The 17,692-nt window shown below is 56.3% G+C and carries 17 protein-coding genes and 1 pseudogene; 7 read left to right on the forward strand and 11 right to left on the reverse strand.

Annotation, left to right across the window (positions count from 1 at the left end):
- Positions 1 to 3: 3 nt before the first annotated feature.
- The 3 genes from ACQUTP_RS19275 to ACQUTP_RS19285 are packed head-to-tail and all read right to left on the reverse strand — an operon-like array spanning position 4 to position 3,889.
- Positions 4 to 2,547 (reverse strand): fimbria/pilus outer membrane usher protein, encoded by a 2,544-nt coding sequence (locus tag ACQUTP_RS19275; protein ID WP_117146371.1) that lies wholly within the window; start codon positions 2,545 to 2,547, stop codon positions 4 to 6.
- A gap of 35 nt (positions 2,548 to 2,582) precedes the next feature.
- Positions 2,583 to 3,269, reverse strand: a complete 687-nt coding sequence (locus ACQUTP_RS19280) for a fimbrial biogenesis chaperone (protein ID WP_004206417.1) — start codon at positions 3,267 to 3,269, stop codon at positions 2,583 to 2,585.
- 59 nt (positions 3,270 to 3,328) lie between these two features.
- Entirely contained in the window at positions 3,329 to 3,889 is a 561-nt protein-coding gene (locus ACQUTP_RS19285) for a fimbrial protein (RefSeq protein WP_004206418.1), read from the reverse strand.
- A 476-nt stretch (positions 3,890 to 4,365) separates the two neighbouring features.
- Between ACQUTP_RS19285 and ACQUTP_RS19290 the strand changes: the two genes are divergently transcribed.
- Positions 4,366 to 5,010, forward strand: coding sequence for a winged helix-turn-helix domain-containing protein (locus ACQUTP_RS19290; RefSeq protein ID WP_285755483.1), 645 nt, complete (start codon positions 4,366 to 4,368; stop codon positions 5,008 to 5,010).
- Positions 5,011 to 5,139: 129 nt separating this feature from the next.
- Here the strand turns inward: ACQUTP_RS19290 and epmB are convergent, their stop codons facing one another.
- Entirely contained in the window at positions 5,140 to 6,168 is a 1,029-nt protein-coding gene (epmB, locus tag ACQUTP_RS19295; RefSeq protein WP_004206420.1) for an EF-P beta-lysylation protein EpmB, read from the reverse strand.
- Positions 6,169 to 6,209: 41 nt separating this feature from the next.
- On the opposite strand from epmB, the gene efp reads away from it, so the two are divergent.
- The 4 genes from efp to sugE all read left to right on the forward strand — a co-directional run bounded on the left by efp (position 6,210) and on the right by sugE (position 7,746).
- The gene (gene efp / locus ACQUTP_RS19300) at positions 6,210 to 6,776 is read left to right on the forward strand and encodes an elongation factor P (protein WP_004206421.1); all 567 of its coding nucleotides are present in this window, start codon (positions 6,210 to 6,212) and stop codon (positions 6,774 to 6,776) included.
- A gap of 73 nt (positions 6,777 to 6,849) precedes the next feature.
- Positions 6,850 to 6,981, forward strand: a complete 132-nt coding sequence (locus ACQUTP_RS19305) for an entericidin A/B family lipoprotein (protein WP_004206422.1) — start codon at positions 6,850 to 6,852, stop codon at positions 6,979 to 6,981.
- 157 nt (positions 6,982 to 7,138) lie between these two features.
- Positions 7,139 to 7,285, forward strand: coding sequence for a lipoprotein toxin entericidin B (gene ecnB / locus ACQUTP_RS19310; protein WP_004206423.1), 147 nt, complete (start codon positions 7,139 to 7,141; stop codon positions 7,283 to 7,285).
- Positions 7,286 to 7,428: 143 nt separating this feature from the next.
- Positions 7,429 to 7,746, forward strand: coding sequence for a quaternary ammonium compound efflux SMR transporter SugE (gene sugE / locus ACQUTP_RS19315; RefSeq protein ID WP_004206425.1), 318 nt, complete (start codon positions 7,429 to 7,431; stop codon positions 7,744 to 7,746).
- Here the strand turns inward: sugE and ACQUTP_RS19320 are convergent.
- The 5 genes from ACQUTP_RS19320 to frdA form a co-directional block, all read right to left on the reverse strand.
- Positions 7,743 to 8,276, reverse strand: a complete 534-nt coding sequence (locus ACQUTP_RS19320) for a lipocalin family protein (RefSeq protein ID WP_004206426.1) — start codon at positions 8,274 to 8,276, stop codon at positions 7,743 to 7,745. The genes sugE and ACQUTP_RS19320 overlap by 4 nt on opposite strands.
- A gap of 113 nt (positions 8,277 to 8,389) precedes the next feature.
- A complete protein-coding gene (gene frdD / locus ACQUTP_RS19325; RefSeq protein WP_002885526.1) occupies positions 8,390 to 8,749 on the reverse strand; it encodes a fumarate reductase subunit FrdD in 360 nt (119 codons plus the stop codon).
- A gap of 10 nt (positions 8,750 to 8,759) precedes the next feature.
- A complete protein-coding gene (gene frdC / locus ACQUTP_RS19330) occupies positions 8,760 to 9,155 on the reverse strand; it encodes a fumarate reductase subunit FrdC (RefSeq protein WP_002885530.1) in 396 nt (131 codons plus the stop codon).
- Positions 9,156 to 9,165: 10 nt separating this feature from the next.
- Positions 9,166 to 9,900, reverse strand: a complete 735-nt coding sequence (gene frdB, locus ACQUTP_RS19335; RefSeq protein ID WP_004177729.1) for a fumarate reductase iron-sulfur protein — start codon at positions 9,898 to 9,900, stop codon at positions 9,166 to 9,168.
- Positions 9,893 to 11,683, reverse strand: coding sequence for a fumarate reductase (quinol) flavoprotein subunit (gene frdA / locus ACQUTP_RS19340; RefSeq protein WP_017900930.1), 1,791 nt, complete (start codon positions 11,681 to 11,683; stop codon positions 9,893 to 9,895). Before frdA ends, frdB begins: the two co-directional genes overlap by 8 nt.
- 274 nt (positions 11,684 to 11,957) lie before the next feature.
- On the opposite strand from frdA, the gene epmA reads away from it, so the two are divergent.
- Positions 11,958 to 12,935, forward strand: a complete 978-nt coding sequence (gene epmA / locus ACQUTP_RS19345) for an elongation factor P--(R)-beta-lysine ligase (protein WP_004206428.1) — start codon at positions 11,958 to 11,960, stop codon at positions 12,933 to 12,935.
- Between the two features lie 149 nt (positions 12,936 to 13,084).
- A pseudogene (locus ACQUTP_RS19350) lies at positions 13,085 to 13,291 on the forward strand (glutamate/gamma-aminobutyrate family transporter YjeM); the annotation flags it as partial.
- 37 nt (positions 13,292 to 13,328) lie between these two features.
- Here ACQUTP_RS19350 and mscM read toward each other — a convergent pair.
- Both mscM and asd read right to left on the reverse strand, forming a co-directional pair.
- Entirely contained in the window at positions 13,329 to 16,658 is a 3,330-nt protein-coding gene (gene mscM, locus ACQUTP_RS19355; protein WP_004206430.1) for a miniconductance mechanosensitive channel MscM, read from the reverse strand.
- A 23-nt stretch (positions 16,659 to 16,681) separates the two neighbouring features.
- Entirely contained in the window at positions 16,682 to 17,644 is a 963-nt protein-coding gene (asd, locus tag ACQUTP_RS19360) for an archaetidylserine decarboxylase (protein WP_004206431.1), read from the reverse strand.
- Positions 17,645 to 17,692 lie beyond the last annotated feature (48 nt).

The following is a 17,692-nucleotide window of genomic DNA, read 5'->3' on the forward strand; positions in this document are numbered from 1 at the left end:
TGCCTAACGGCAAACCGTTTCGATTTGACTGATGCCAGACGCTTTGCCTTCCCTGGCCGGTAAAGTAAAGGAAGCATTGCATTGCTGCGCCGCGCTTTTGCCCCACTGGACGTTAAGGATCCCGGTCTGTTGCAGGCCGGACATATAGACCATACCGGCGTCGCTGACGATGCCTGGCTGCGACTTGCTGTCGCCGGCGAGCAGGACCATCGCGCCATAAGGCACGTCCTGGCCGCTGGCCGTTTTCAGATGGACAAATGCACGCTGGCCGATATTACCGGCATAATTGGCCCGCACGATGGCGCCGCGCGTCGGAACGACGCTTTGCGTGGTTTCCGGCAGCTCCATATCTTCGCCAAGCGTGGTGCTGTCCAGCGTAATATCAGTACGACGGTAAGGCGTAACGTATGGGACGATGGCGTAGCCACGATAGTCAGTGGAAATGGTGTTGTCGTTAGCGAGTCTGACGTTATCCAGTCCTGGCGCTTTAACCAGTACGGCGGCGTCGGTGATGTCCTGACCTAGTGTGATGCCATCAGCATGGGCAAGGATGCTGCCGTTGGCTCCGTAGTCAATGCGTTCGCTATCGCGATCGTAACTGTAGCCGGCATTGACGCTACCGCGGGAACCGTTATAGGTCGCGCGCATATCGCCACTGTAGTATTCCCGGTTGCTATACCCTTGCTGCAGGCTCCACTCCAGGCTGTCGTTCTCAAGCGCGTTACCACCGATGGAAACGGACTGATCGGTAGACCCCGGATTGCTGTTGGTTAACTGATAGCTGGTATAAGTGCCCGGTAGCCAGTTGCTCAGCGGCACGGTTACGGTCAAAGTGATGCGCTGATCGTCCTGGGCGTCTTTTCCGGAGTTATCCCCACTCCAGGTATAGCGGTTATAGCTATAACCCAGGTAATAGTTCACATTGCGGAAGCCGCCGTTGTACCCCACGCTGATCGACTTGTTGGTGCGCTTATCGTCCCAGTAATCTTCAATCAATCCGCTTATCGAAAGGCTACCAAGACCTTTACCCAGGCTTTGGTTCAGCGTCAGGTTGGTCCGGTTGCGTAGCGAGCGAGGAGTGTAGTTGCCATCATTGGAATAGCTATCCAACACTTCAGAGAGCGTATTAAATCCGCGGGTGGAATAGCGGTAGCCAGCGATAGTCACGTTAGTACCGGTTTCGATAATATTTTTCCCGTAACGGACACGCCATGACTGTCCTGAGGTCTTTTCGTCGTCTTTCATTTTTGACCAGGCCTGGGTGACGTCTGCCGAGGCGGCGCCAAGCTCGCCGAGGTTATAGCCGAGGCCTGTTGACAGGGCCTGATAGCGCGATGCGGCCTGCACCCCGCCATAAAGCGTCAGGCTGCTTGAGACACCGTAGGTCGCGGTAGCTTGCGTAAAGGGCGTTTCATCGACCCCGCCGTCGTAAGGACGATATTTACCAGACGTAATTTCATATTCCAGCTGATCTTCACGGACCATCACCGGCAGCGTAGCGAACGGTACGACGAACTCCTGCTTAGAACCGTCGGACTCTTCCACGGTGACGTAAAGGTCGCCGCTACCGCCGCTCGGGTACATATCGGTGATTTCAAACGCGCCAGGCGCCACGTAGGTCTGGTATACCTGGTAGCCGTTTTGTTTAATGAAGACACGGGCGTTGGTTTTGGCGATACCACGGATAATCGGCGCATAGCCGCGCATACTTTCCGGCAACATTGATGTATCGGTGGCCAGTTGAATACCGGTAAACGGTACACTGTCAAAGATGCCTGAGAGTGACGAGCTCTCACCCATCACCAGGTTACTGTTGATGGGACGAATGCTGCGCTGCATGTAGAGATAGGCTGAGTCCCAATCACCCGCATCGCCGTTGTTTTTATTCCAGGTGCTGAGGTTACGGATACGCCATGGGCCAACGTTGAGGCCAGACTGCAGGTTCAGGCTGTAGTATTCGTCATTGGCCTGCATGTCGTTTGAGCCGCTGAACTGATAGTTCACCAGCAGGGCGTTGATGCCGTCATCAAACTGATCCGGTGGAATATATCCCTGCGCGGTGGTAGATAGTGCCGCCTGCGGAATGGATATATTCAAGCGCTGGACGGTAAAGTCGAAATCCGCTTTGGTATCCGGGATGACTGAAAGATTGGCGCAGCCGTTTTTATCCTCGAGCAGTTCGGGAAAGGCTTTAACCCGTACGCCATACTCTGCCAATGTTTTCAGGCTCAAACAGGGCACCAGGGCGGGCTCTCGATTATTCCCAGTGGCACGGCTATTCGCAACAAACTTCATTGTCCTGGTATCCAGATAGCGACCATTAAACATGATATCTACCCGATAATCCCCTGGCGCCTGTGCGTTCTGCGTCTGGAAAATAGATAAGTCGGGAGTGGTTGATGGATCGCTACCATTCAATGAGCTAATGAATGAGGGATCGAAAAAGTCACGTGCTTGCGCTTTATTATTCAAACCAGAAAGCAATGCCGGAAGCATTGCGAGGAAGACCGCGGATAGTTTGAATAATCCATTATTCTTATTTGGCATAGACACATCCCTATAATGATAAAATAAAATTCTTATTACAGCGATGAGGAATAGAGCGATCCTGCTCCGCCATAATCATTAACTACTTTCCAGTTGACGCTGGAGGCATTAATATTTTCTTTTAATGTCACTTCTTTGGTCGTCATTGGAGCGACCGAGTTGACTTCCGGCTTCACTTCTTTGCTACCAATCTGAACACTATGGAAATAGAAGAAAAACGGTGTCGGATTTTTAATCGTCAGTTTTGTGCCTGATTTCCGCCATTCGAGTTTTTTGGCTTCAATGTTTGGAGAAAGGTCGAAAAGTGCTTTTGGACGATAGACCAGACGCATGCGGTGGCGGACCGCCAGTTGAATAGTATTGGCGTTGGCTTTCTCATCGTCCGCCGGCGGGATGGCCATCACGTTAAAATAGTATATGGATTCCCGGTCGTTCGGGGCATTGACGTTTCCGGTAGAAAATAGACGCACGGTATTCTGCTGCTTACCCTCAAGGCGGAATAACGGAGGTGTAGCCATAAAAGAGGGCGTTTTCCCTGCCGGCGCTTCAACCCAGGATTTAATCAGATAAGGGATGTCATCTTTATTTTCGATTTGCGCGGTGATTTCACGCGCACCTTCTTTATAGAGGTAGCGGGTGGACTCAATCACAATACCAGCATGGGCAATACTACTGAGGAGTAATGCACAGGATGCGGTGATATTTAATAAGTTCCTGAACATGGTTTTTCTCTGAATGCGAAAAAGGGCCCGCCGTGAAGCGGAGCCCCTTCGGGGAAAAATTAGAGGGTATAATCGATAGTAAAGGTCGCAACACCTTTAACCGGACCTTCGGTAACCGGAGTCGCGGAGTTCACTTTCACATAACCAGTGGTGTACTTCAGCTGAGTGCCGCCAGCTGCAGTGTAGCTTTCGGTCATGAGGTCAGAACCGTCGAAACCTACGCGGTGTGCATCACGTACGCGCTGGATACCGATACCAATGCCGGTAGCGCCGCCAGGTGCGGTGTTGTCCAGGATGTTAGCGTTGCTGGAGGCACCGGTCACATTGACGGTTACAGCAGTAACCGGAGTGGCGCTACCCTGTGCGCAGTCTTTCACGTCAAAACCGAAGTCCTGAGTTTTAAACAGAGCACCAGCCGCTTCAGCATTCGCTTCGGTAGTGGTCACGGTCATCAGCTGAACGATACCGTTGTTCAGGGTACCCGTCGGAGTCACGACGCAAGAGTTAGCTGCATCAGAGACTTCACCCAGTACAGTTACCTGAGCGGTGTTGGTTGCCATTACCTGAGCACTCAGAACTGCAGAAGCAGCGACCATTACAGCTACGATTGTCTTTTTCATTTAATTAATCCATATATAGATACTTAGTCCTGTGTAGAATCGATAACAGTTATCATGGGAATGGAATATGCATTCCTATTGATATTGAAAATAAGCGCCAGCATTCCTTATATAGTGCTGAAACCTACCCTCCTGTGAACGACGCTACAATATCACTTGCCATAGCGAACCATGGAGAAGCGGGGGTAATTTAAAAGTCTGGTGCAAAAAATGCTTGTGAATTCTTGATGAAGCACACGTGAATTTAATAATGACCTTTTCTAATGAGATATTGAGTTAGGTTGAGATAAATTTAATCTGAAAATGTGGCTTTTAAACAAGATAACTATCGCTTGTCATTTTTTATGCGGTATCCTCAAAGCTGAAGTTCAATGTGAACTGACCCCGCTTCTGTCTGAAGCGATAATGTTCACGCCATGGTTTGGCTGGGATTATTTATTTTTGTTATGGATAATAGGGTTGCGTGGGGCAAGGATATGGATGATATTGCATTATTTAATGGCTGTATAATTAATCAGGAAATTATATTTAATGCCAATATGAATGAGCTGCGACCGCTTGCCGGGAATGGGGAGAGCATCAGCCTCAATGCGCCTACCTCCAGATGCTTGCTGCTGCTATTGCAGAATTGCGGCAAAGTGATTTCTCGGGATGAATTTCTGGCGGCTGTATGGGAAACACGGGGTGTGGTAGTTTCGCAAAATACATTTTATCAAAATATCTCTTTGTTGAGAAAATCGCTGCTCAAAGCCGGACTATCTGAGGATATCATTATCACCGTCAGACAAAAAGGCTTTAGCGTCGCCCCGGATACTTTAATTATCCCGCTCTCGGATGAAGAGTGCGAGAATATGAATCGGGAAAGATTAACGCATTTTCACAGTAGTAAAACTGCTGATGTCATTTTCAATGATACGGGGAAAATTGACCATAAATTAAGTCTTCCACTAACAGTGAATTTAGCAATCCAGGAGAATGATAGGCGGGAAAATAGCGTGAAGGTGGCAGAGAAACTATCGGAACGATTACATATAACCTTTAAAGTTCCCACCTGGTTAATCGCGCTGATTGTCGTGATGATAGTTATCAATGTTATCGTACTGATCGTGTTACATCGATAATACGCCGCCGCTGGGGTTTATATCGAGAAGGTAACGGTAAAGTGGATTGCCGAGTATGTTAGTCCCAACCTGGCTGTGTATTCATATTAAGATGTCTGCCAGCACGACCTGGCAGACAAGGGAGGGGAGCTAACGCTGCTTCAGTCCTAAATCCAGCGGCGTCTTGCTGGGTTCGCCGCCGATCTCTCGCGCCAGCTTCGGCACCATATAGCCGGAGATGAGGGTCAACAGTTCACGCATGATTTCACGGGCTTCATCATCGCTGACCATAAAGTGTGCCGCCCCTTGTACCCGGTCCAGCACGTGCAGGTAGTAGGGCATTACCCCGGCATTGAACAGCGCATTGCTGAGATCGGCCAGGGTTTGCGCGTTATCGTTCACCCCGCGCAGCAGCACGCTCTGGTTAAGCAGCGTGACGCCCGCCTGACGCAGCATTGCCATCGCCGCGCGAAACTCGCCGTCAATTTCATTAGCGTGGTTGACGTGGTTAACCAGGATCACCTGCAGCGACGAACGGTGGAAGCGGCTGGCCAGCATCTCGGTGATGCGCGCCGGGATCACGATCGGCAAGCGGCTGTGAATACGCAGACGCTTAACGTGCGGAATGGCTTCCAGCTGGGTCATTAGCCAGTCAAGCTCATGGTCCTTCGCCATCAACGGGTCGCCGCCGGAGAAGATGATTTCATCAAGCTGCGGATGCTCAGCGATATAGTTCATTGCCGTCTGCCAGTTGCGCCTGGTGCCCTGATTTTCGGCATAAGGAAAGTGGCGGCGGAAGCAGTAACGGCAATTGACCGCGCAACCGCCTTTCACCAACAGCAGGGCCCGGTTGCGATATTTGTGCAACAGGCCGGGCACGACGCTGTGCTGTTCTTCCAGCGGATCGGTGGAGTAGCCGGGGGCGACGATAAACTCCTCTTCGGCGGTAAGTACCTGACGAAGCAGCGGATCGTCAGGGTTGCCTTTCTCCATTCGGGCAATAAACGCGCGCGGGACTCGCAGCGGGAACAGGCGTCTGGCCTCATGTCCGGCCAGCAGTTTTTCATCAGCGTCTACATTTAAAAGACGCAGCAGTTCATCAGGACTGGTCACAACATTGGCAAGTTGCGTTATCCAATCTTCTCTGGATGGGGTATTTAGGGTTACAATATGCGCCATTTTGTGGCTTAGCTACCAGTTAAACAATTTCAGAGGGCCTTATGGCGACTTACTATAGCAACGATTTTCGTGCTGGTCTTAAAATCATGTTAGATGGCGAACCTTATGCGGTAGAAGCCAGCGAATTCGTTAAACCAGGTAAAGGTCAGGCGTTTGCGCGCGTTAAGCTGCGCCGTCTGCTGACCGGCACCCGCGTTGAGAAAACCTTCAAATCTACTGATTCTGCAGAAGGCGCGGACGTTGTCGATATGAACCTGACTTACCTGTATAACGACGGTGAGTTCTGGCACTTCATGAACAACGAAACCTTCGAACAGCTGTCTGCTGACGCGAAAGCGATCGGTGACAATGCCAAATGGCTGCTGGATCAGGCTGAGTGCATCGTGACCCTGTGGAACGGCCAGCCGATCGCGGTCACCCCGCCGAACTTCGTTGAGCTGGAAATCGTTGAAACCGACCCAGGTCTGAAAGGCGACACCGCGGGTACCGGTGGTAAACCAGCGACCCTGTCTACTGGCGCTGTGGTTAAAGTGCCGCTGTTCGTCCAGATTGGCGAAGTGATCAAAGTGGATACTCGCTCTGGCGAATACGTATCCCGCGTGAAGTAATTTCACGTCATGATGACTGGCGCAGCCTCTGTGCTGCGCCGCTCTTTCTGTACTGGCACGACGAGCACGACACATGAAGCGCAGCGTAAAACTCCTGGCGTTACTGTTTCTGAGCAGCGCACTGCTGTCTGGCTGCAATACCGCCCGCGGTTTCGGTGAAGATATTCAGGGCCTGGGCCACGCCATCTCTCGCGCTGTAAGCTGACTTCCTTCCGTTTCGCCTGCCGCGCTCGCCTTCCGGTGCGCCTGCTTCCTTCACGAATACTCCTTTTCTCTTAAAAAACGCAAAGATCCCTTCATCTGTGGACGGTTTGTCTATGCTTATAGGGCATGAAAACAAAACTGACACTAAGGATGACATTATGGTGAAAAAAACGATTGCAGCGTTCTTTACGGTTTTGGTCCTCTCTTCAGCACTGACCGCTTGTAACACCACGCGCGGTGTGGGTCAGGATATTTCAGAGGGCGGCAGCGCAATCTCTGGCGCAGCAACCAAAGCTCAGCAATAACAGCCTTCGACGGTACGGTTTTGCGCCGTACCGTTCTTCACTTCCCCCATTCTGTTGGATATACTCACTACGACTTTTCATCCACCTTACGGGACGACCCGTAAGCGTTTCTCATCCGGGGACGGCCCCAGCAAAGGAGCCTTATGTCCTGGATAGTCTTATTTATCGCTGGCCTGCTGGAAGTGGTGTGGGCCGTCGGCCTGAAATATACCCATGGCTTTAGCCGCCTGGTTCCCAGCGTCATCACCATCGTCGCGATGGTCGTCAGCATGGCGCTGCTTTCATGGGCGATGAAAACCCTGCCGGTGGGTACCGCTTACGCCGTCTGGACGGGGATCGGCGCCGTGGGCGCCGCTGTGACCGGTATCGTACTGTTAGGTGAATCCGCCAGCGCTATGCGTATCGCCAGTCTTGTCTGCATCGTGGTCGGCATCATTGGCCTGAAGATCAGCGCGCACTAGTTGTAGCGCTGATTGACCCAGACCAGTTTGCTGATATCAAAACCCTGCCGGGTGGCAATATCCAGCATCTGCTGCCTGACTTCCGGGGCGATGGTGGGGGCTCGCGCCAGTAGCCAGAGATAGTCGCGGTCGGGGCCGCAGACCAGCGCGTACCGATACTCCTTATCCAGCGCAATGACGTTATAGCTGCCATAGAAGGGGCCGAAGAAGGAGATCTTCAGCGCGGCGCGGCTGGGTTCGCCGGTAAAATACGCCACCCCGTCCGTTTTCTGCCACATGCCGCGGTCGGGGTTATAGCCTTTATTGACCACGTCCAGACCGCCGTCATCGCGCGGCTGCCAGGCGATCGTGACCTTTTCCAGCCCGCTTTCAAAAGGATGGTCGAAGCGGGCGATTTCGTACCAGGTACCCAGATAGCGCTGAACGTCGAAGGGGGTGACCACGGTGACGCCTGGCGGCGGGGCAGGGGTGCTGCAGGCGACAGACAGGAACGAGACGGCGACCGCGGTGATTATCGGCAGGATACGCATGGTATGCTCCTTGCTGGCTTTTAAGCTAAGTGTAGAGTCCGGCAGGGCAAAGGCGGCAAGATTTTTCTATGAAGCGAGCCCGGTAGCAGAATTGCTGCCGGGCTCTTGCAGGATCAGATAAACAGTACGCCAACCAGAGTAATGACGCTGAGGATCGCCGCCAGACCGTAGAAGACCCATTTGCCGTTTGGCACATGGATTTTCAGGTCGTGCATGGCGTGGTGAATACGATGCAGCCCACACCACAGCGGCAGGACAATCATCAGAAAGATGAACGCGCGGCCGATAAAGCTTTGGGCAAAGGCCAGCACGCGCTCATAGCTGAAGGCGTCGGCGGGGGCGAGCCCCAGCGGCAGCAAAATGCCCACCAGCAGCACCATCACCGGCGCGACAATCGCGCCCCACATGCCGCCAGCGCCAAACAGCCCCCAGAAAACGGGTTCATCGGAACGTTTCGGATTGGGATTAATCATCTCAGCCTCCTTACCAGAACAGGGCGACAAACAGGATCACCACGGTGACCACCGCCGTCACCACCCAGAGACCTTTAATCACCGGCTCTGGCCCCATTTTTTCGCCTTTGATGATGACGTTGGCGGCTTTCGGCGCCAGCTCGAACCAGGTTTTGGTGTGCAGCAGCGCCGCCGCCAGGGTGATCAGATTGAGGATCACCACCACTGGATTTTGCAGGAATCCGATATATCCCGCCCAGCTTTCGGCGCCGTGCTTGAGGGCAAACAGCCCGTAAATCAGCACAATGCTAAACCAGACCGTCGGTACCGCCGTGCCTTCCCGCACCATGTAGAAGCGATAAAACGGCAGCTTTTTCCACCAGGTGGAGGTCATCGGCCGCACGTAGGGTTTGCGTTTCGTCGTCATAATGCACTCCTTAGCGTGGTTTCAGGGTGGCGATAAGAAAGTCTTTCGAACTTTCCACCTTGCCCTGCTGGATCGCGGCCGCCGGGTCGACGTGCTTCGGACACACTTCCGAGCAGTAGCCCACGAAAGTACAGGTCCAGACGCCGTTCTGGCCGTTAAGCTGCGCCATGCGTTCCTTTTTGCCGTGGTCGCGGCTGTCTTCGTTATAGCGGTGGGCGAGGGTGATCGCCGCCGGGCCGATAAACTCCGGGTTCAGGCCGAACTGCGGACAGGCGGCATAGCACAGTCCGCAGTTGATACAGCCGGAGAACTGATGGTATTTGGCCATCTGGGCCGGCGTCTGCTTGTTTGGTCCCTGGTCCGGGGTGCGGTTATTGCCGATGATGTACGGCTTAATGGCCTCCAGACTTTCGATAAAGTGGGTCATATCCACCACCAGATCGCGCTCGATCGGGAAGTTGGCCAGCGCTTCAACCTTGATGCCTTTGGTGTAATCCCGCAGGAAGGTTTTACAGGCCAGCTTCGGTACCTTATTGACCATCATGCCGCAGGAGCCGCAGATCGCCATCCGGCAGGACCAGCGGTAGCTCAGGTCGGGCGCCAGGTTGTCTTTAATGTAGCCCAGCGCGTCCAGCAGCGAGGTCTGCTCATCGTAAGGCACGTCATAGAACGCGCTGTGCGGTGCCGTGTCGACCTCCGGGTTGTAACGCACCACTTCGACTTTCAGGTTTTTCATCTCAGCCATGGGTGGTCTCCTTCTTCTCAGCCGCTTCCGCCTCAGCGCCATAAACACGTTTCGCCGGCGGCAGCGTGGTGATCTTCACATCGCCATATTCCAGGCGGGTGGTGCCATCAGCCTCGCGGAAGGCGAGCGTATGTTTGAGGAAGTTGACGTCGTCGCGTTCGGTACAGCCTTCATCCAGACGCTGGTGCGCACCGCGCGATTCTTTACGGGCGATGGCCGAGTGCGCCATACATTCGGCAACGTTTAAACCGTGTCCCAGCTCAATGGTGTAAAGCAGATCGGTGTTGAATACGCTGGAGTTGTCGGTAATGCGCACGCGCTTAAAGCGCTCCTGCAGCTCAGCCAGCTTGTCGATAGTTTTCTGCATCAGCTCTGGCGTCCGGTAGATGCCGCAGCCTTCCTCCATCGAGAGCCCCATTTCGTCGCGGATTTTCGCCCAGTTTTCGTTACCCTCCTGGTTGACGAGATCTTTCAGACGACGCTCCACATCGGCAGCTTGCGCATCGAGGGCGGAGCCGTTCATTTCGCCCGCTTGTGCGGCGCGCCGCATGGCCTGTTCCCCGGCCAGGCGGCCGAAGACCACCAGCTCGGCCAGCGAGTTGGAGCCCAGGCGGTTGGCGCCGTGCAGACCAACGGACGAGCATTCGCCCACGGCAAACAGCCCTTTGATGCGGGTTTCGCACTGTTGATCGGTTTCGATGCCGCCCATGGTGTAGTGCGCGGTCGGGCGTACCGGAATCGGTTCTTTCACCGGGTCGACGCCGACGTAGGCTTTCGCCAGCTCACAGATAAACGGCAGGCGCTCCAGCAGCTTTTTCTCGCCGAGGTGGCGCAGATCGAGGTAGACCACGTCGCCGCGCGGCGTGGGAATGGTGTTCCCTTTCCGCCATTCGTGCCAGAAGGCCTGGGACACTTTGTCGCGCGGGCCCAGCTCCATATATTTGTTCTTCGGTTCGCCGAGCGGGGTTTCCGGGCCCATGCCGTAATCCTGCAGATAGCGATAGCCGTTTTTGTTGACCAGAATCCCGCCTTCACCGCGGCAGCCTTCGGTCATCAGGATCCCGGAACCCGGCAGACCGGTCGGGTGATACTGAACGAACTCCATATCGCGCAGCGGCACGCCGTGGCCCAGCGCCATACCCATCCCGTCACCGGTAACGATGCCGCCGTTGGTGTTGTAGCGATAGACGCGTCCGGCGCCGCCGGTGGCCAGCACCACCGCGTTGGCGCGGATCTGCACCAGCGTGCCTTCCATCATATTCATCGCCACCAGGCCGCGGGCCTGGCCGTCATCGACCAGCAGATCAAGGACGAAATGTTCATCAAAGCGTTGAATTTGGGGAAACTGAAGGGAGGTCTGGAAGAGGGTATGCAGCATGTGGAAGCCGGTTTTATCGGCGGCAAACCAGGTACGTTCGATCTTCATGCCACCGAAGCGCCGGACGTTAACGCTGCCGTCAGGGCGGCGGCTCCACGGGCATCCCCACTGTTCCAGTTGGGTCATTTCCGTCGGGCAGTGGTGAACGAAATAGTCGACGACATCCTGCTCGCACAGCCAGTCGCCTCCGGCGACGGTGTCGTGAAAATGGTACTCAAAGCTATCGTGATCCTGGGCAACGGCTGCGGACCCCCCTTCTGCAGCGACCGTATGGCTGCGCATCGGATAGACTTTAGAAATCAGGGCGATTTTGGCATTGGGGTTGGCCTGGGCGGCGGCGATAGCGGCGCGAAGGCCTGCCCCGCCGGCGCCAATTACGGCGAGATCGGCTTGAAAAGTGTGCACGACATTCCTCCAGTTTTAGTGTATTTCGCCGCCGGGCTGGCGAAAAAGTATCACTGCTCCTTTATAGGTACAGGAGTATAGCCGTAGGGTCAGTATGGAAAATTGACGTGTTCGATTTTTTTATCGATATGTGCGGTTATTTATCAGTGATATTTATGCATTTAGGTTAACGATAGATTAATGGCATGTAATCTGCCGGGGATTGCACAAAATTTGTTTCACTCGCCGGTTGCGAGTAGACTTCGTGCCCTTGTTTGCAATCGGAGAAAGTACCATGAGCGAGACGGCAACCTGGCAGCCGAGCGCACCCATTCCCAATCTGTTGAAACGCGCGGCGGTGATGGCGGAAATCCGCCGGTTCTTTACCGATCGCGGCGTGCTGGAGGTGGAGACGCCTTGCATGAGTCAGGCGACGGTAACGGATATCCATTTGTTCCCGTTTGAAACCCGTTTCGTCGGCCCGGGCCACTCACAGGGACTCAATCTGTACCTGATGACCAGTCCGGAATACCATATGAAGCGCCTGCTGGCGGCGGGCTGCGGCCCGGTTTTCCAGCTTTGCCGCAGCTTCCGTAATGAAGAGATGGGGCGGCATCACAATCCGGAATTCACCATGCTGGAGTGGTATCGTCCGTGCTATGACATGTATCGTCTGATCAACGAGGTGGACGATCTGCTGCAGCAGGTGCTGGAGTGCCAGCCGGCGGAAAGCCTCTCCTATCAGCAGGCGTTCCAGCGTCATCTGGATATTGACCCGCTCTCTGCCGATAAAGCGCAGCTGCGCGAAGTCGCGGCGAAGCTGGATCTGAGCAATATCGCCGATACTGAAGAAGATCGCGACACGCTGCTGCAACTGCTGTTCACCATGGGCGTGGAGCCGCACATCGGCAAAGATCGGCCGACGTTCATTTATCATTTCCCGGCGACTCAGGCCTCTTTAGCGCAGATCAGCCCGGAAGATCATCGGGTCGCTGAGCGCTTCGAGGTCTATTACAAAGGAATTGAGCTGGCGAATGGTTTCCACGAGCTGACCGACGCCCATGAGCAGCGCCTGCGCTTTGAGCAGGACAATCGCAAGCGGGCCGCGCGCGGCCTCCCGCAGCAGCCCATCGATAACAACCTGCTGGCGGCGCTGGAGGCAGGTCTGCCGGACTGCTCCGGCGTGGCATTGGGCGTTGATCGCGTGGTGATGCTGGCGCTGGGCGCTGAAAGCATCGGCGAAGTGATCGCCTTTACGGTCGACCGCGCCTGATGGCGCTGTCACCTCCCGCCGCCTGCGGGCGAGGGAGGTGACAGGTCTGCCCTGATTCCCCCTCCCTCATGCTATCCCGGCTTTCGCCCGAATATCCACAATCTCCTTCGGTGCTCTTGCTACTATCCGCGCTCGTTTTATGAGGCCAGGCGACGCTGTTGGCGACCGGCGTGGTGTTGCTGATGGTGACCTTCGCCAATATCTTCACCATCATTCAGCCGGTCATCGACAGTGGGGACTGGAGCAGCACCCTGTGGATGGTCGGCGGGCCGATCTTCTTCTCGCTGCTGGCGTGGGGAATTTACGAAAGCTACCGTCGGCGCCTGGCGTCCGGCGCGCTGGTGATGGAGAGTTAAAGAACCTGCCCGGCAGTGCCGCCGGGCAGGCTATGGCTTAAAGGCTGCCAGCCGTACGTCGGCTGGTTTTTCCGGCCGAGGTCATGGTTTTACTGCTTTGCCTGCCGTCAATACTTTCCAGACGCATCTGGAACGGAGGGAACGGCATATCAATGCCATGCTCGCGGAAGCCCGCCAGGATCAGCTGATGCATCTCATGGCGCAGCGGCATGCGGTGCCCCATCTCGGCGGCAAAAATACGCAGCTCGAAAATCTGGATCCCCTGCTGCAGGTCGACGAGAAACGCCTCCGGCGCCGGGGTATCGATGACCAGCGAACAGCGATGCGCCGCGGCGATGAGGATCTTGGTCACCTCTTCGGTATCGGCGTCCACCGGAGCCGGCACCGTCAACACCACGCGGGTGACCGAGTCCGACAGCGACCAGTTGATAAACTGTTCGGTGATGAACGCCTTGTTCGGCACGATAATCTCTTTCCGGTCCCAGTCGCTGATGGTGGTGGCGCGGGTATTGATGCGGGTGACGCTGCCCGTCAGGTCGCGGATGGTGACCGTATCGCCGATGCGGATCGGTTTTTCAAACAGGATAATCAGGCCGGAGATAAAGTTAGCGAAGATCTCCTGCAGGCCAAACCCGAGACCCACACCCAGCGCGGCGACCAGCCACTGCAGCTTCGACCACTCAATGCCGATCATCGAGAAGCCCACCAGCCCACCGACCAGCATCAGCAGATACTTGGTGATGGTGGTGATGGCGTAGCCGGTGCCGGGCGTTAAATCGAGGTGCTGGAGGATCGCCAGCTCCAGCAGCGCCGGCAGGTTGCGCACCAGCTGAGTGGTGATGATCAGCACCAGAATGGCAATCAGCACTGCGCCAAGGGTGATGGGCTCGAGGCTTTCCACCCCCTGCACCGTCGAGGTGACGTCCCACAGCGAGATATTCTCAAGGAAGCCAAACGCCGAGTGAATTTCCGACCACAGCACGATGACTGACAGCAGCGCGATCAGCATCAGCAGAGAGCGCACGAGACGCAGCGACTGGGTACTGATGGCATCGAGATCGACCTCGCTGACCTCCGTCTCCACCGATCCTTCCGGGCTGCTGACGTGAACAGGCTCATCTTCGCCGCGGGCGCGCTGGGCGAGAATTTCCGCGCGACGATGGCGGGCCCGGTCGAAGGCCAGTCGGCGCCGCTGGATCAGCATCCAGCGGCGGATAATGTGATAGACCACCAGCAGCAGGAACCAGATGGCGACGGAGGTTTCCAGACGCGCCAGCAGCGCCTGAGCGGTGGCGAGGTAGCCGACGGCGGCCGCCAGCATGGCCACCAGCGGGGCGCCAAGCATCAGGTTCCACAGCAGGCGGTTCACCATGTTGTCGCCATTCCCCTCTTTATCCAGGTAGAGCGGGATGCCGGCATGCTTAAGGCTGAGGGTGACCACCGCCAGCGCGCCGCAGATCAGCAGGAAGCACAGGCGGCCCAGCGAGGCGGAGAACTCGCGGTCGTTAAGATTATCGAACATGATCAGCGCCATAATCAGCGGCACAATCAGCCCGATGCTCATCAGGTAGTAGCGCATCGCTTTCGCCACTCGGCTACGCGGCCAGCCGAAGTGGGCGATAAACAGTCCGTTTGGCCGGGCGAAGGTGGCGCAGATCATCACCACCCACAACAGAGGCACCGTCGCGGTGACCCCATCGCCAATCGCCACCGCCAGCGGGAATGGCCAGGCGGACTGCAGACCATAGCCGAGCGTCATCCATAGCACCGGCAGCGGCGAAGCCACCAGTATCGACCAGAAGACCGTACGCAGCGTCAGCCAGAAGTGATCCTGGGTGACTTTCCCCACCCGAGCGCTGGAGCGCTCAAGGAAGCGGGTGAAATGGCGCCGCGAGCTGATGCTGAAGCCAACCAGCAGCAGGGCGGCAAACAGCGGTAGCAGGGTCTCTTTGCTGGTGAGCATCATCGCGCTGGCTTTACCCAGTTCGCTGATGGTATCCAGGGAGATCAGGCGCCGCAGATCCTGGACGATCTCCAGCGGCCAGGAGAAGCCGATGGGGCTGACGTCCGAAGTCCAGAACAGATAGCGGTGGGTGGCTTCGTTGATCTCCTTCAGCGCGTCTTCCAGCTGGCCGTTGGCGACCTTCAGCTTAGTGAGCTCCAGCATCAGGGTATCGCCGCCGCGCAGCAGCGAGTTCAACAGCTCGTTCTGCGTGCGCAGCTGCGCCTGCAGGATCTTGTTCTGCTCGCTGGTCAGCGGTTCGCCGTCGGCCTGGCGGATCTGCCGCAGCTGCGGCTGCTTACTGAGTAAATCCTCAAAGCGCAGACGCTGCACGCGCAGCTGCGCCATCTCCGTATCCAGCTGCTGCGGGCGAGGGCGCTCCGGCAGCCGCGCCACCTGGGCGCGCAGGGCTTCGCCCAGCAGATTAGAGGAGCCCAGCCACTGCGACTGCTCGCGCAGGGTGTTTAACGCCTGGCGCACCTGCAGCGTTTGATTCGTCGCCTGCCGCTGCTGGGACGCCACCAGATCCATACGCTGCGCCTGCTGGTTCAGCGCCTGGGAGAGTTCGCGGTTGACTTTAAACTGGGCGGTGATGTCCGGCGGCAGGTTTTCACTGTTCTCCGCCAGCAGTTCGGTACTCTCCAGTGCTTTTTCCGCCTCACGCTGGCGCTGGCTGTTCTGCAGATTACGCAGCGCCTGCAGATAGGCATCCAGCTGCTCGCTCTGCTTTTGCGCCAGTTCAGAACGGGCGCGCGACAGCTCCTGGCGGTTATTGGCGGAGAGCTGGGCGAGGTCGAGTTCATCCACCAGCGCCTTCAGGCGCGCCGATTCCGCCTGCAGGGCAAGATTTTGCGCCTGGGCGAGAGCATTGTTGCCGGTTTGCGTGCCGATGCGGCGCTCAACCTCATTGAGCTGACGCCGGGCGTCGGTTTGCTGCTGCGGCAGCTGGTTCAGGGAGTCGGCGATTTCACGCGCGCGATCCTGCTCCTGTTGCGCCTGACGGCTTGACTCCAGCAGCTGGCTGCTGACCTGGAGGATCTCCTGGTTCAGCGCATCGGCGGTCAGGCCGACTGGCACCTGGCGCGGCTCTTCGCTCAGATTGTTGAGCTGGGCGCGCAGGCTTTGAAACAGTTTGGGGAAATTGTCGATAACGTCCTGATACTGACGGGCGCGCTCGAGAGACGATTTTCGCTCCTCAAGCGCGTTCAGGGCGGACTGCAGAACTTCAACGGTTTCAGGCTGGGCGGGCTTTGCCGCCTTCGCCTGTTCCAGTTCCTGGGTTATCTGTTTAGCATCCGGGGCTGTCGCAGCGTACGCCCCGAAACTGAGGCTCAAGGCCAACAGGAAAGTGTATATCAGGCGCACGGCATAACCCTTTTGCTGAAGAATTAACCTTGGTCTTGTTTATCGTCAACCAGCGGGCTGGCGCGATGTTCGGCGCGGATCTCTTCTTCCGGTAACGGCGCCGGTTCAGCGGCGGTGGTTGCTTCCACCGTTGTCGCCAGCGGTTGGCCGATTTTAGTCACGGACAGGCTTTGCAGCGTGTCGACCAGCTTCACCTGGCCCGGGGCAAACAGGTTGATCACGGTGGAGCCCAGTTTGAAGCGGCCCATCTCCTGGCCTTTCAGCAGGGCGACGGAGCCTTCGCTGTCGCCAGCGGGCCAGGTCCAGCGTTTAATAATGCCTTCGCGCGGCGGGGTTACGGTGCCGGACCACACGGTCTCGATGCTGCCGACGATAGTCGCGCCCACCAGAATTTGCGCCATCGGGCCAAACTCAGTATCAAACAGGCAGATGACGCGCTCGTTACGGGCGAACAGGTTTGGCACGTTCTGCGCCGTCAGATGGTTAACGGAGAACAGGTCGCCAGGAACGTAGATCATTTCGCGCAGGATACCGTTGCACGGCATGTGCACGCGGTGATAGTCGCGCGGCGACAGATAGGTGGTGGCGAAGCTGCCGTTACGGAACAGGTCGGCCATCTGGTAGTTGCCGGCCAGTAAGGCTTCCAGGCTGTAGTCGTGGCCCTTGGCCTGCAGAATTTTATCGTTCTCAATGGCACCAAGCTGGCTGATCACGCCGTCGGCCGGCATCACCAGTACGTTAGGATCGGTATTCAGCGGGCGAACGTCGTCGCGCAGCGGGCGCACAAAGAAATCGTTGAAGGTGCGATAGGCCGCGGTATCCGGCTTCTGCGCCTCTTTCATATCGACCTTGTAGTATTTCACGAACAGATCGATGACCAGCTTCGTCAGCCAACCTGCGCGTTTGCTCGCACCCCAGCCTGCGAGGCGGGTGAGCCACAGTTTAGGCAGAATGTATTGCAGTGAAAGTTTAAGATCGTTTAACAAAGTAGCCTCCAGGCCATGATATGTCGTTCCTGACCCCGCCTGCGGGCG

It is taken from the genome of Klebsiella sp. 2-CIP_Kleb. (genome assembly GCF_050378715.1).
Taxonomy (GTDB): Bacteria; Pseudomonadota; Gammaproteobacteria; order Enterobacterales; family Enterobacteriaceae; genus Klebsiella; species Klebsiella quasipneumoniae.

Coding starts and splice junctions, on each gene's coding strand:
- ACQUTP_RS19275 (WP_117146371.1), bottom strand. CDS start 2,547: ATGCCAAATAAGAATAATGGATTATTCAAACTATCCGCGGTCTTCCTC.
- ACQUTP_RS19280 (WP_004206417.1), bottom strand. CDS start 3,269: ATGTTCAGGAACTTATTAAATATCACCGCATCCTGTGCATTACTCCTC.
- ACQUTP_RS19285 (WP_004206418.1), bottom strand. CDS start 3,889: ATGAAAAAGACAATCGTAGCTGTAATGGTCGCTGCTTCTGCAGTTCTG.
- ACQUTP_RS19290 (WP_285755483.1), top strand. CDS start 4,366: ATGGATGATATTGCATTATTTAATGGCTGTATAATTAATCAGGAAATT.
- epmB (WP_004206420.1), bottom strand. CDS start 6,168: ATGGCGCATATTGTAACCCTAAATACCCCATCCAGAGAAGATTGGATA.
- efp (WP_004206421.1), top strand. CDS start 6,210: ATGGCGACTTACTATAGCAACGATTTTCGTGCTGGTCTTAAAATCATG.
- ACQUTP_RS19305 (WP_004206422.1), top strand. CDS start 6,850: ATGAAGCGCAGCGTAAAACTCCTGGCGTTACTGTTTCTGAGCAGCGCA.
- ecnB (WP_004206423.1), top strand. CDS start 7,139: ATGGTGAAAAAAACGATTGCAGCGTTCTTTACGGTTTTGGTCCTCTCT.
- sugE (WP_004206425.1), top strand. CDS start 7,429: ATGTCCTGGATAGTCTTATTTATCGCTGGCCTGCTGGAAGTGGTGTGG.
- ACQUTP_RS19320 (WP_004206426.1), bottom strand. CDS start 8,276: ATGCGTATCCTGCCGATAATCACCGCGGTCGCCGTCTCGTTCCTGTCT.
- frdD (WP_002885526.1), bottom strand. CDS start 8,749: ATGATTAATCCCAATCCGAAACGTTCCGATGAACCCGTTTTCTGGGGG.
- frdC (WP_002885530.1), bottom strand. CDS start 9,155: ATGACGACGAAACGCAAACCCTACGTGCGGCCGATGACCTCCACCTGG.
- frdB (WP_004177729.1), bottom strand. CDS start 9,900: ATGGCTGAGATGAAAAACCTGAAAGTCGAAGTGGTGCGTTACAACCCG.
- epmA (WP_004206428.1), top strand. CDS start 11,958: ATGAGCGAGACGGCAACCTGGCAGCCGAGCGCACCCATTCCCAATCTG.